A 12,327-nucleotide genomic window follows, 5' to 3' on the forward strand; every position below is an offset into this window, starting at 1 on the left:
GCAATGGCCACCGGGCGGACCCGCTGCTTGGCCAGACTGACAATTTCAGCATAGCGAGAGTTCATTCCTGATCCTCCACGTTGAAGTGCGGGCAGCGGCGGCAGGCGCGATACATCTGCACCCGGAACGTGTTGTGCCCTTGCAGCCTGGTCGCCCTCTTGCGCCAGGTCTGGCATTGATCCGTCGGAAGCTCGCCCAGGACAGGGCAGGCGATCACGGTTTCCATGAACACGCCGCGCACCAACTCCTCGATCGCGGCCATGTTGCCTGGATACTTCCGGCGCAGGACATTGCTGACGAGGGACGCGGAGCGCCCGATATCCTCGGCAACCTTGTTCTGACTGCGCTGCGCGCAGGCATGGGCAAGGGCCAGCACCCAATCGGGCGCATCCGTTCCCCAGGTCGCATGAACGATATCGACAGGACCGCTCATGTCTTGCTCTCGACCGGATAGGCTTGCTTCGTGTTCGGATCGAAGACCTGCTTGGTCCGCTGGATCATCGGCGGGTTCGGGCCGGAGTTCCGGATCAAACGATATACGGCCTGCTTCTTTGGTGGGCTGGCTTTGCTGACAACCTTCAGATAGCCGACCCGCAGCAAAGTGCTGCAGTAGGACTTTGCCGTCGTCTCGGTGACGTTGACGATATCGGTGGTCGCATGCGCCGCAAGATCGCGGGGCGAGAACTGGGTCAACATCCGCATCGTGCGCCACATGTTTTCGACACCGCTGCCTTGCGTGACCGGTTCCCCGTTCCGGTTCAGCCGCGGCGCATGATGCGGAACAGGATCGACGATGATCTTGAACTTGATCGCTGCTTCTTCGCGAACGGCATCAGCGTCCGGTTCTATCCGCTCGACGTACTTGGCCAGCACCAATGATTTCAGATAGCTGCGGATGGTATGACGGCTGACGTGGGTCTGATCGTAGATATCCGTAATCGTAAACGGCTCCCCGTCGAATTTGACCATCTCTTCCCAAAGCGGCTGACGACCCTGCGGCTCACGTGATGCAGCGGCGGCGGTGGCGGAGATCCGGCTCATTTCGGGGTCCTCCGAGGTGTTGGCGCCTCACCGGTAAAGAACGGGCGGTTGCCCCAGTCGGCGCGGCTGACCGTGTTCAGATTGCGCGTTTGCGCGAATTCCTTGACCCGCTCGAGGTTGATCGAGATGCGCCGGATAGAGCGATGGCTGTCTTCCAGAACCTGCGCCTTCAATGCGTCGTCCAGCGTCACTCCGGGGCAATAGATCGCCGCCAGGTAGCCCACATCGTCAATCTGGCCCTCTTCCGCTGCCACCCAATCGAGAATGCGGCCGTGGACGCGCTCCCAGGCCATCAGCTTGCGCGGCAGTTTTTCCTCGCCGATCAGGATGATGGTCGCCCCGGAGCTTTCGTGGATGTCGCGCACGATTTCGATCATGTTACGGTCAACCAGATGGTCGATTTCGTCGATCAACAACGGCCGGTCATTGCGCGCCAGTTCCTGAGCGATCTGATCCACCATGTCGGAAATCGTCTTGGCGGGCAGAACGCCCATGTCGCGCAGGATCTCCGTGCAGAGTTTCTTCTTGGTCCAGACCGATTTCACCTCGACCTGATAGGCCCGGAACTTATTGGCGGCGTAGACCGCCGCCGTTGTCTTGCCATAGCCCGACCAGCCGTAGAAAACGCCCAATCCGGGCAGCCCCGGACCGCGCTGGTTGACCCGCTCGATCAGTTCCACCAAAGCCACGACATTGCGCAGCGGTGCAACAGAGTTGTTTTGCCTGAATTCTTCTGTCATCATTCCCTCACCTTCACTATCGTCGCCGGTCGGCCCGCAATGCCGCCGGTGACACCTAAATCAGCCGAACATCGCCCAGCTGAAATCCTCGAATATCTTCATGTGCCCGATGTACTCAGGCTGCCTCTGATAGGCCTGCAGCGCCTGACGCTCCTCCGGCAGAACCGGCTCTCCGGCCTTGATCCGCTGCTCAAGTACGAGGAACCGGCGGAACCGCTCCTTCGGCGTCTCGGGCTTCATCACAACCTCGGCCGTTACCGCATGCTCGGCCCGCAGTGCGGAAAGCGCGTCGTCGGACACCCGGCTTTTCGCGTCTGCAGGGCGCGAAGGCGCAGCGGCATCTTGAGCAGCTTCAAGCGCAGGCGTCGTGTAGACCTCGCGGGCCTTGGGAAATGCCACCATGACACCCGCCTTCTCGGCGGCGTCCCGCCGCATGGCATCGGCCACATCGCGCTTGCCGATCTTGCGGCTGGCGCGGCGAATATCCGTGAGTTTCTCGTCCTCGAAGGCTCGCTGCATGGCCTTGGCCTTGGCAATGACCTCCACCGGGTTCAAACCGGCAAGATCGGCATTCAGCGCTTCGCCCATGTAGCTTTCCGTCTCCGGGTGGAACAGCATGACCCGCCCCATGTCGGCAGGGTCCATGCGTACCAGCACATCGTCACCGGGGAGCGCGGCCATTGGCAGGTACATGGCTCCATCCACCCGCACCCCCTGCTTGGTCACGCGGCGCAGACCGCCATTCGACGCGATCGGGGCCAGCAGCACGTCCAATGCGGCTTCGTGCTCGATCTTGCGCACCGGGCCTGCGTAACCGGCAGCAACCTCGAATGGGGTACGCTTGCCCAATCCGGCGTGCGCGTCCCGACCGTACATGTCAGCCGCCCAGACATCGCTCCAGTCCTGGAACTCGGTAAAGTCCATATCGACATCGTAGAGCGTCTCGTCTGTCGCCCCGAGCCGCTTGTCAAAGGCCTTGCGGTTCTCGATCACCTTCCGGTCCGCGACCGAATGACCGATGAAACCGGGGCAAACCGCGATGTCACGCTGATAGGTGCCGATGGTCCGCTCTACGATGCCCTTGTCGGTCGGCTCGTATGCATCGCTGAGTTCGACCTCGATCTGCAACGCGGCAAACAGCCGCTTGGTCTGACGCGCCACGAAATCCGATCCGTTGTCGGTATGGATTTTCTCGGGCACACCCCACAACTTGATGCACTTGCGGATCAACAGCCCGACAGCGGATGCGCGCGGCGTCTTGCTGACCAGAACGATGGCCCGGCGTGAATAGACATCCACCGCCATGTAGATCGAATGCCGCCCGCCTTTCAGCATCACATCGGCCGGCGAGGCGTCGATCTGCCAGATCTCGTTCAACCGGTCCGCACGCTGACTGCCCGTTGCCGAGAACCGCACGGTGGACCGATATCCATCCGGGTTCGTCAGGCGCAGCAATTCGTTGCGATACTCGTCTTTCCAGCGCGAGATCACACCCTGAAAGGCCCTGATGCTGGGCAGCGCAACCACTTTCGGATCACCCGTCCGGGCACAGACCGTCTCCAGCGTTTTGCCGAACTTGTCCTTCACCAGAATGCGCAGATGTTTGGCCGAGAGGAACGGCTGTTTGGCGATGGCGGCAAGGATCAAGGCCCGAACCTGCCCATCATGCGCCACATCCAGAATGCCGGACCCTTTCGGACGCCCCCGACCGCAGGGCGCTGCACCCGACGTTGCGGCCTTGCGCCACCGGGCCAGAGACCGGGCCGAAACGCTGGGCACAGCCACCGTGATCCAGCCTGGAAGGTCGATTGAACCGCTTGTGAACAGCTCTGCAAACATCGCATCGGCAGCCGTCTGCGGCAGCGCATTCTCGAACTGGAACTTCTGCGCAAGGCTCAGAATGACGGTCCGGGCATCTTCGCCATCATTGATCGTGGTTTCATGCACGACCGGGCGGGTGTCCCGCTCCGTCAATGTCAGATGGCTAGCCAGCCATGCCGCCCGGGCCGGGGCGGGCAGCACGTCGATGTGATACTCCAGCCCGCCGCCGCCCTCGCGGCCCTCGCGCACCCGTGCAAGCCCTGCGTCGGCCCAACCTTCGCGCACGGCCAGGGCATTCACCCGCCGCTTGGTTGTCGGCAGGCCGGGCATCAGCCCTGCCGATGCCGCATCCGCGATCTGTTGTGCCGACACCCAGAGCATCAGATGGTCCAGCCCTGCTTGCGGGCATGCGCGATGATTTCGCGTTTGTGCTCGTCGATGAATGCGCGCTTGCTCTTGGTGGACAGGCGCGACCAGGTCGCGGTCACCCGATGATAGTGCTTGTCGTCGTTCTTGGGCAGCGCGCGGCCCTGTGCCAGAAGCAGCGCATCGGCCATCGTGCTGGCCTCGGGCGGGTCGGACAAGAGGATGTCGCAAGCCCGCTCCTGCTGGTCTGGCTCAGCTTTGGCCAAAGCCTGCAATCCGGCCTGATGATCGGCAATCCACGTCTCGCGGATGCGGTCCTTGATGGCGGGAGGGAGGCCTTTGGCAATCTCGATCGCATTGAAGAATGACCGGCGGGAAAGCCCAACTTCCTCAGCAACTTGGTTCGAAAGTGCAAGAATTGCACTCTTGTTCTGATCCTCGGCCATTTGATCCTTAACTGCACGCACTCGCGCGCTGCGACGGTCGCCGCCGTGCTGTGCGGTTGGGTTCAGTTCTTGCCAAACATCACGTAGTTCAGAAAGATATTCCGCCCGTTCCAGCTTGGTCAGCTCCTCGCGGTTCACATTCGCCATGATCTGCGCGTATCGGCGCAGCCCCGACCCATAGGAAGCGGGCAAAACAACCGCTTCGACAAACGCCGCCTTGATCGCGATCAGTGCCGCCAGACGTTGACCACCATCGACCAATTGATACTTACCCGCCGTCTCCGCTTCACAGACCAGGATCGGCTGCAGCTGCCCCTGTACCTGCATGTCGGCAGCCATCACCTCAACTCGGTGCGGCTTGGCCTTGCGCAGGCGCTCCCCGACTTCGATCTGACCGGGGGCCAGCGCGACGCTCCGAAGCGGTTGATTTGAATTTTGTTCAGGGGTGTCAGTCATGCGTCATCCGTAAAGTTGAGGGTTTCGTCGGCTTCCGGCGCTTCATCAGGCGGCGTCAGCATCGTGTAGAAGAAGATGAACCTGCCGTTGATCTTCTGGCGTTCGCAGACGATGTCCGCCCCCAGCTGCCGCAGCTCTGCGACACAGCTGTTGATGGCGCAGACATGCGCCCGGCGCATGATTTCGCGGGTGGAATGCGGCTTGCGATCAGACAGCAGCTTCTTCACCCGCTGCAGACGATCCGAGGACATGGTGGCGGCATGCATCAGTCGGGTGCCCCGCCATAGGTCACATTCAACAGCCCCTTGATGTCGCGCAGCGCGTCCTGCTGATTGATCAACTCACCCCATGCCGCCATGGCGCGGTCCGCCTGGGCATCCCGAAGCGTGATCAGGTTGTTGTCGGCATCTTCTTTCTCGGACTGCATCTGATGGTGGAGGGCGACCATTTCGGTCAATGCGGCGGAAAGGTCGGCAAATGCTGCTTGCGGTGACCGGCTCATGACAGCCCCCAAAGCACAAACATGCCGCCGAAGGTGAGGACAACAAGGGCAAGCCCACCGATCGCATCACCAACTGAAATCCTCACGCCCTCATCACGGTCTTTTCCGTCCATGACGTTGACCTGAATGGCCAACAGGGCCACCCGTGCCTCAAGCTCGGCGATACGGTCCAGCAAGCTGGGCGGGCGCGAAAATTCGTCCACTTCGATTGTCGGGTCTATCGGCATTTGCTGATCTCCTGAGTGATGTGGTCCTGCCGAGTGATCTGTTCTGCAGTCACACGGGCGAGAGTTTCGATGCGGGCAAGCTGGAGGCACGATGCAGGCGACACGGCCCCGTTGATGACCTCCATCACCAGGGCAAGACGCTGCGTCTCTGACAGTAAATTTATCGCGCAGCGCGCTGCATCGGTGTCGAGCGGGATATCGGGATGATCGCGCATCAGGCGGCATCCTTCTTTTTGGGAGGACGCGGAATATCCCGAGGCCATTGAAGGTCGTCAGGCCAATTCTCATCAAACCAGATCAGCGCGCTGGAGAAAGTTGATACGTTGCAGCCCTTGCCGGAACGCAGGCGAGAAAACAGCCGCGCATTCGTTGTGACTTTGTTCGAAATTGTCGCCTCACTACCACCGGCATGCGCGATGTAAGTGGTGACTAAAGTTATGAGGTCATTCGTATCCATACCGCCATTAGTGCCTAAAGACACTTATCTGTCAATGCCTTTAGGCACTATTTTGGAAACATCATGTTTCCTTGTGCAAAAGCGGGTTTGGTGTATTTTGGCACTATGATCGCCACGGCAGAGATTTTTGACCTCATAGAGGAACACAGAAAGCGGCTAGGGCTATCACAGGCCGAGGTCGCCTTGCGGGCTTTTGGACAGAACAGTACCGCTGCGATTCAAGGCCTTCGGCGCGGAAAATCGCCGGGTATTGAGCGGCTTAGCTCAATGTGCGAGGTGTTAGGGATTGAGCTCTATATCGGTCCTAAGAGGACGCCTGACAGTAATCAGAAACGAAGCAACCATGAAGCGATGGCCATTCTAAACGATTTTGCCTTTGTGGATAGGTTCGATGTTGCTCTTTCAGCAGGTCCCGGAGCAGCTGGAGATAACGCTCGTCATCTGGCACCGGTTGCTTTCCGAAACGATTGGCTTATCCAACAGGGCCTGCGCGCGGACCGCTGCGTGGTCTGCAATGTCAGGGGAAACAGCATGGAACCGATACTCTTCGATGGTGATCTCGTTCTATTGAATAAGAACCGGTCGGAGATGCAGGACGGGCAAATATTTGGCGTTGTCGATATCGAGGGGGATGTTCGTATCAAACGCCTTGAACAGGTCAAGGATGGCATTCTTCTGAGATCGGACAACCCCGAAAGCCCGACCGAGCTTCGCTTGGGCGAAGACGCCAACCGCGTTCGCATCATCGGCGCGCTGGCGTGGTCTAGTCACACGCATACCGCCGCCCTCCCGCGCGTCGAACGCTAAGCAAAAGGATATAGAAGGTGGCAAAATGCAAGAGCTGTGGAAAGGTGCTTACCGCATACAGTAGGCGAGGAACGGACACTTGCCGCGAATGTGGTCCAACTCCCGAAGATAACCAAGTAGCTCTAAAGCAGCGCGAAGCCGAGATCGAAGCCATCATCGTCACCACAGAGACGCACACCGACATGGACATCAGGGAGCGTTTGGGGATCGTCACGGCCGAGTGCGCCTATGGCATGAATGCCTTCAAGGATTTGTTCGCCGGCGTGCGGAACGTCTTTGGCGGCCGCTCGAAGGCTGTTCAAGACACGATGCGCGATGCGCGTGAGACGGTGCTCTACGAACTGAAGCAGGAAGCCGCGCGCCTGGGCGCTGACGCCGTGATCGCCGTCGATCTAGACTACGTTCAGATCGGTGATGGTGGCTGGAGCATGGTGATGCTGGTTGCGTCGGGGACGGCTGTGAAGGTCGAGAACTGACAGATCGTCCGTCTTCATTTAATGACTGCCGGAGAGCAAATATGTACCTTGATCACACCCTCATTCTCCAAAGCGGGCCTCTGACCGATTTGGAGCTTAACTTTGAAACCGATGAAGCGGGGAACCCCAAACCTGTCATATTAGTCGGGAAAAACGGTTCGGGAAAGTCTAGCTTTCTCTCTTATGTCACTGACGCACTTATTGAATTGGCCGCACAGCACTACGACAATGCCGGACCTCCCAACGATCATGGCACAGGTCACCAGTGGCATCGCATTATCGGCGGCGCAACGATGAGAACCGGCAGCAAATTTGAATTAGCATTGATGAAGTTCTCAGACCCGAAAGGTGTCTACAGCTACGTTAGCAAAGGCGGTTCATTGAACAGAAGAGACGTGCAGGATCGGGTTATTGCTTACCCTGGAGTAGAGTGGCCAGCTGAAGGTCCACACAAAGGTGTTTATGCAGACAAGAGTAGTATCGCAAATATTTTCGGCGGTGGCTGCTATGTAAGCTTCCCAGCCAATCGTTCAGAGGAGGCGCATTGGACTGGCAGGTCTAAAGGGGAAGACACACCAACCTTTCGGGCAAAATACCAACAGGAATTGAAAAACAAGATCTCAGTAATTTCAACTATTGATGAGTTTAGATCTTGGACTGCTGAAGTGATATTGGATAGCTTGATAGACGCAGGTCTGGTGGCAACTATCTTAGACGAACCGGAAGGTCGCGTTGAGCGAATGCGCAATACGCTAGCGGCCGCCTTGACGCAAGCAACAAACTTGCACAACATTAACACAATTCTTCGGATTGTACTGAAAGAACCGAGTGCTTCCGTGATCCGAATGAACCGAACTTTCGGTAAAAGAAAACTACAAATCAGAAACAATGAAGGGCTGTTAATGCCTGGCTTCGATGCATTTTCATCGGGGCAGGCGATGTTGGTAAGCATCTTTGGTACAATTTTGCGATACGCCGACACTGGCGTTGGACTTCAAAAAATGCACGATATGACTGGCATCGTACTGGTCGATGAAGTCGACGCCCACCTGCACGCCGACTTACAGCATGACGTACTGCCACGATTGATCTCGCTGTTTCCTAAGGTGCAGTTCATTTTCACTGCACATTCCCCGCTGTTCCCCTTGGGAATGGAGAAAACTTTCGGTCCTGAAGGCTTCACATTGATCGAGTTTCCTGACGGGGCGGAGATCAATGCAGAGCGTTTCAGTGAGTTCATTGCATCGTTCGACTATCTCCAGGCAACAAAAGCATTCGACGATCAAGTCATGCACCGTGTCGGCGCCGTCTCTCGGCCGCTGGTTCTTTGCGAAGGCCAAACGGATCAGAAATATCTCGAGACGGCGGCCGAGCTACTCGGATTTGAGGACCTAGTGAACGATGTGGACTTTGACTGGATAGGTGTGTTCGCTAAGGGCCAAGTGAAGGATGGAGGGGCACGGCCTCTATCGCAGGCCAAAAAAACGCTGCAAAATAACCCCAAACTGTTAAGGTTTCATACACTCCTGCTCTTCGATTGCGAGCAGAAGGAACAAGAGATTGACGAGGGCCATCTTCACGTCAGGGTTCTGAAGGAGAACGTGCACGATGCCAAAACGGATCGCGGCATTGAGAATCTTCTTCCAAGCTCCGTCTTTCAATCGCGATTTTTCACTAGTGAAATTGTCCTGAAAGGCTTGGATTCACATACGCTTAAGACCTTCCAAAAGGTGAAGTTGTGCGACTACCTGTGTAACGAGAAACGTGACGCAGCTGACTTCGAGCTCTTTCGTCCTGAGTTGGAGAGGATCAGAGCGTGTCTGTTCCCTGACCGGCAATCTTAAACACGCCAACGCTCGACTTGGGCGGTTCGAAGTTCGAACGTTCAGCAGCGTAGAGGCCGATGAAACGTCCCACCTTGTAGGTGCGTGCAATTTTTGCGGGGAGCGTTTTGCCTATATTTCTCAACGATTTTCGCGAGGTGGGACGCTTCTGGCGCGATTGAAGTTCTGCGTCCCACCTTATTTTTGCGAAGCCCTTGTTTTTATAGACCATCGGCTCCGCCCTCGCTGCCCGCCGTAGCAAGGTGCGAAGTTTAATTGGCAGTGCCGATCTGCAACACCAGTCGCACCAGCTTTCAAGATCGCCATATTTTGTTGGGCTTTTGTCCGTCCGGGTACTTCCGGCCTCAGTCTGGCTCTTCCGGATTAAAACACCCGTTTATGCCAACATTTCCTTCGCATTACACGAGGTGCGTTAATCTGCCAACATTTGTTGCGCGCTACAGCTGCGCAGCGGGCGATACAGACTTTCAGGAAAAGTGGCTGGGATGGTAGGATTCGAACCTACGGTACACTGTACCAAAAACAGTTGCCTTACCACTTGGCTACATCCCAACGTGAGCCGCTAATTAAGGGCCTTGGGCGGTCAACGCAAGACCCGTTTTGGCAAAAATCCTATTCCTCTGTTGCGTTCACATTCAACAGATCGCGCCGCGACAGTTCGGCGCGTTCCTGATCCACGATCTTTTCCAGTTCTTTTTCTGCGGTTGCCTCTACGTCCTGTACCGGGGCAGGGGCGGCTGTATCCTGCCGCTGGGTGCCAGGCCCGGGTTCTTGCGCGGGGGTGGGGGCGCCCGGCAGATTCTCGATCCGGTAGCTGGGCAGGGGGGCGGCGATTCCCGCCGCGTCAAACGCGGCTTGGGTCAGGCGGATGGCCTCCGACCGGGCTAGCACGATGGAGGTGTCATTCTGGTTGATCCAGGCGGCCATGTTCAGGGTGACCCAGAAGTCATCGACCGATTCTATCCAGACCGAAACCTCGGGGCTGTCCAGCACGAAGGGCAGGGCGTTCAACGTGTCTTCGGCCATGTGGCGCGCCTGGTCCAGGTCCGCATCCGAGGCCACGGAGAGGGCAAAGGTGAACCGCCGCTCGGCATTGCGCGAGAAGTTGACGATCCGGCTCTTGAAGACCGTGGCATTGGGGATGCGGATGTGGTTGCCGTCAAAGCTCAGCAGGATGGTGGCGCGGCTGGTCAGGCGGATGACCTTGCCGGTGTCGCCCTCGATCTCCACGGTGTCATTGGGACGGAACGGCTGGCGGATCGACAGCATGATCGAGGCGATGAAGTTTTCCACCGTGTCCCGCACGGCGAAACCGATGGCCAGGCCAACGATCCCCGCAGCGCCCAGAATGCCCGACAGCAGCGCCGTTGCGCCCACGATGTCCAATGCGATGACAAGCCCGGCCACGATGAAGAACAACCGCACGATCTGGCGGTAGATGTCGGCAATGAAGGCATTGGGCGACATCCGGTCCCAGGGCTGCTTGCGCCGCGCAATGAAAAAGCCGAACAGAACGACGGCAAAGAACACCGCAAGTGCGATCATCGCCAGCGGCAGGAAGGCGACAAACTGATAGCCGCGTGACTTGAACCGCTCCACAGCGGGGTTGAGCCGCCGTGCCACATCCGTGGTCTCGAAAACCTCGTTCTCGATGGCCACCACCCCCTCGACCCGGCCCACCAGTTCCGTCAGCCGCGCGGCAGAGGCCATGTCCAGCGTTGTGCCGCGCAGGGTCACGATCCCGGAGGAGACGGTCACCGAAATATCCTCATAGCCTTCCAGCTCGCGCAGGATGTCGCGGATGCGGTTGGCGATGGCCGCGTCCGATGCGGCATCATCCTGGATCGCGATGGTTCCGGTCGGCTGATCGCTGGTCTGGGCGAGGGTGGCAAATGGCAGGAAAAGGCAGAGCAGAAGGGGAATGAAACGCATGATCTGAAAATCCGTGGTGGTGCAATTGCACTACCCTAGGCCGGTGCCGCTGCCCTGGCAATCATGCGCAAAGGGGGCAGGAGCGCCGGAGCCTGCCGGAAACCGCGTCGCTATCTCGGGAAATTGCCCGTCGCTCAGCCCTGGCAGTCGATCAGGATGGCGCCATTGCGCCGGCCCTTCTCGACGGCTTCATGGGCGGCGGCTGTCTCGGCCAGCGGGTAAATCCGCTCGGTCGGGCAGGTCAGCGCACCATCGTCCAGGGCGTGATGCAACCGGCTGATTGCGGCGTCACGTTCGGCTGCGGGCAAGAGGTAGATCAGGATGATGTCGATGGTCACCGCCTTGAACAGCAGCGGGCCGAAGGACAGCGCGGGTTCCATCTCCTTGGCGGAGCCATAGGGGGCAATGCGCCCGTTGGGTGCGATCAGCGCCGCATCGGTCCCGATGTTCAGGCCGAATTCGACCTCCACGATCGTTTCCACCTGTTTGCCGTCGTTGGCCGCCAGCACCTGCGCGGCAAGATCCCCGGCGCGATAGTTCAGCACAACATCAGCACCGGCAGCAGCGACGACATCACGGTCAGCGTCGCTGCAGGTGGCAATCACCCTTGCCCCGCCCCATTTGGCCAGCTGCACCGCCAGCAGGCCGACCGTTCCCGCGCCGCCCTGCACCAGTACGGTTTCACCGGCCACGCCACCGCCGCCGAATACCGCATGGCAGGCGGTCAGGCCGGGAATGCCGAGGTTGGCGCCCACCTCAAAGCCGACACCTTTCGGCAGCGGGACCGCCTGATGGGCGGGCAGGGTGATGTGGCTGGCCGCCGTGCCGTGGCTGCGCTGCCATTGACCGTTCCAGATCCAGACAGGCTGGCCGATGCGGGCCCTGTCCACGCCGGGACCTACGGCCTCAATCTCTCCGGCACCGTCACTGTGCGGCACGATCAGGGGATAATCGGGTTTGGTGACGCCGGGCCGCAGGCCCGCGCGCGCCTTCACATCCGAGGGGTTCACACCGGAAAGCGCCAGTTTCACCCGGACCTCGCCGGGGCCGGGGGGCGGGCTTTCGATGTCCTGCAGGCGCAGCACATCCCGTGCCGCGCCGAATCTGTCATAGGTGATGGCCTGCATCTGTGATCCTCATGGCGGGTAGAGGCAGTGTGACGCAAAACCGGATCACGGGCAATCAGCGGGGGGCAGGTACCCGGGCCGGTTG

At 59.0% G+C, this 12,327-nt stretch carries 16 protein-coding genes and 1 tRNA gene; 3 read left to right on the plus strand and 14 right to left on the minus strand.

Going from position 1 to position 12,327, the window contains the following annotated elements; genetic code table 11:
- Window positions 1-61: 61 nt before the first annotated feature.
- Genes O4H53_RS22085 through O4H53_RS22130 form a run of 10 tightly spaced genes read right to left on the minus strand, consistent with a single transcriptional unit; the run spans window position 62 to window position 6,056 of the window.
- Entirely contained in the window at window positions 62-433 is a 372-nt protein-coding gene (locus O4H53_RS22085) for a hypothetical protein (protein WP_269367230.1), read from the minus strand.
- On the minus strand, window positions 430-1,041 hold the full coding sequence (locus tag O4H53_RS22090) for a helix-turn-helix domain-containing protein (RefSeq protein WP_269367231.1): 612 nt from the start codon (window positions 1,039-1,041) through the stop codon (window positions 430-432). The genes O4H53_RS22085 and O4H53_RS22090 overlap by 4 nt, the downstream gene beginning before the upstream one ends.
- The gene (locus O4H53_RS22095; protein WP_269367232.1) at window positions 1,038-1,781 is read right to left on the minus strand and encodes an AAA family ATPase; all 744 of its coding nucleotides are present in this window, start codon (window positions 1,779-1,781) and stop codon (window positions 1,038-1,040) included. Before O4H53_RS22095 ends, O4H53_RS22090 begins: the two co-directional genes overlap by 4 nt.
- Before the next feature lie 60 nt (window positions 1,782-1,841).
- Window positions 1,842-3,983 carry a DDE-type integrase/transposase/recombinase gene (locus O4H53_RS22100; RefSeq protein WP_269367233.1) on the minus strand — a complete coding sequence of 714 codons (2,142 nt, stop codon included), beginning with the start codon at window positions 3,981-3,983 and terminating at the stop codon, window positions 1,842-1,844.
- Window positions 3,983-4,870 (minus strand): ParB N-terminal domain-containing protein, encoded by an 888-nt coding sequence (locus O4H53_RS22105; RefSeq protein WP_269367234.1) that lies wholly within the window; start codon window positions 4,868-4,870, stop codon window positions 3,983-3,985. Before O4H53_RS22105 ends, O4H53_RS22100 begins: the two co-directional genes overlap by 1 nt.
- Entirely contained in the window at window positions 4,867-5,136 is a 270-nt protein-coding gene (locus O4H53_RS22110) for a hypothetical protein (RefSeq protein WP_269367235.1), read from the minus strand. Before O4H53_RS22110 ends, O4H53_RS22105 begins: the two co-directional genes overlap by 4 nt.
- Window positions 5,136-5,372 carry a hypothetical protein gene (locus O4H53_RS22115; RefSeq protein ID WP_269367236.1) on the minus strand — a complete coding sequence of 79 codons (237 nt, stop codon included), beginning with the start codon at window positions 5,370-5,372 and terminating at the stop codon, window positions 5,136-5,138. The genes O4H53_RS22110 and O4H53_RS22115 overlap by 1 nt, the downstream gene beginning before the upstream one ends.
- Window positions 5,369-5,599 (minus strand): hypothetical protein, encoded by a 231-nt coding sequence (locus O4H53_RS22120; protein ID WP_269367237.1) that lies wholly within the window; start codon window positions 5,597-5,599, stop codon window positions 5,369-5,371. The genes O4H53_RS22115 and O4H53_RS22120 overlap by 4 nt, the downstream gene beginning before the upstream one ends.
- Window positions 5,590-5,814 carry a hypothetical protein gene (locus O4H53_RS22125; protein ID WP_269367238.1) on the minus strand — a complete coding sequence of 75 codons (225 nt, stop codon included), beginning with the start codon at window positions 5,812-5,814 and terminating at the stop codon, window positions 5,590-5,592. The genes O4H53_RS22120 and O4H53_RS22125 overlap by 10 nt, the downstream gene beginning before the upstream one ends.
- Window positions 5,814-6,056 carry a hypothetical protein gene (locus O4H53_RS22130; protein ID WP_269367239.1) on the minus strand — a complete coding sequence of 81 codons (243 nt, stop codon included), beginning with the start codon at window positions 6,054-6,056 and terminating at the stop codon, window positions 5,814-5,816. Before O4H53_RS22130 ends, O4H53_RS22125 begins: the two co-directional genes overlap by 1 nt.
- 105 nt (window positions 6,057-6,161) lie before the next feature.
- Here O4H53_RS22130 and O4H53_RS22135 point away from each other — a divergent pair, with 105 nt between their 5' ends.
- The 3 genes from O4H53_RS22135 to O4H53_RS22145 are packed head-to-tail and all read left to right on the plus strand — an operon-like array spanning window position 6,162 to window position 9,183.
- Window positions 6,162-6,863, plus strand: coding sequence for a LexA family transcriptional regulator (locus O4H53_RS22135; RefSeq protein WP_269367240.1), 702 nt, complete (start codon window positions 6,162-6,164; stop codon window positions 6,861-6,863).
- A gap of 17 nt (window positions 6,864-6,880) precedes the next feature.
- Window positions 6,881-7,339 (plus strand): YbjQ family protein, encoded by a 459-nt coding sequence (locus O4H53_RS22140; protein ID WP_269367241.1) that lies wholly within the window; start codon window positions 6,881-6,883, stop codon window positions 7,337-7,339.
- Window positions 7,340-7,380: 41 nt separating this feature from the next.
- Entirely contained in the window at window positions 7,381-9,183 is a 1,803-nt protein-coding gene (locus tag O4H53_RS22145) for an AAA family ATPase (protein WP_269367242.1), read from the plus strand.
- Here the strand turns inward: O4H53_RS22145 and O4H53_RS22150 are convergent.
- The 4 genes from O4H53_RS22150 to O4H53_RS22165 all read right to left on the minus strand — a co-directional run bounded on the left by O4H53_RS22150 (window position 9,149) and on the right by O4H53_RS22165 (window position 12,242).
- Window positions 9,149-9,394: a hypothetical protein gene (locus tag O4H53_RS22150; protein ID WP_269367243.1), complete on the minus strand. Its 246-nt coding sequence runs from the start codon at window positions 9,392-9,394 to the stop codon at window positions 9,149-9,151. The two genes, O4H53_RS22145 and O4H53_RS22150, sit on opposite strands and share 35 nt — an antisense overlap.
- A 266-nt stretch (window positions 9,395-9,660) precedes the next feature.
- Window positions 9,661-9,735 (minus strand) — tRNA-Gln (locus O4H53_RS22155).
- Between the two features lie 60 nt (window positions 9,736-9,795).
- A complete protein-coding gene (locus O4H53_RS22160; RefSeq protein WP_269367244.1) occupies window positions 9,796-11,115 on the minus strand; it encodes a mechanosensitive ion channel domain-containing protein in 1,320 nt (439 codons plus the stop codon).
- Window positions 11,116-11,249: 134 nt separating this feature from the next.
- A complete protein-coding gene (locus O4H53_RS22165; RefSeq protein ID WP_269367245.1) occupies window positions 11,250-12,242 on the minus strand; it encodes an NADPH:quinone reductase in 993 nt (330 codons plus the stop codon).
- Window positions 12,243-12,327: the final 85 nt, after the last annotated feature.

The organism is Sulfitobacter sp. G21635-S1 (genome assembly GCF_027213915.1).
Taxonomy (GTDB): domain Bacteria; phylum Pseudomonadota; class Alphaproteobacteria; order Rhodobacterales; family Rhodobacteraceae; genus Sulfitobacter.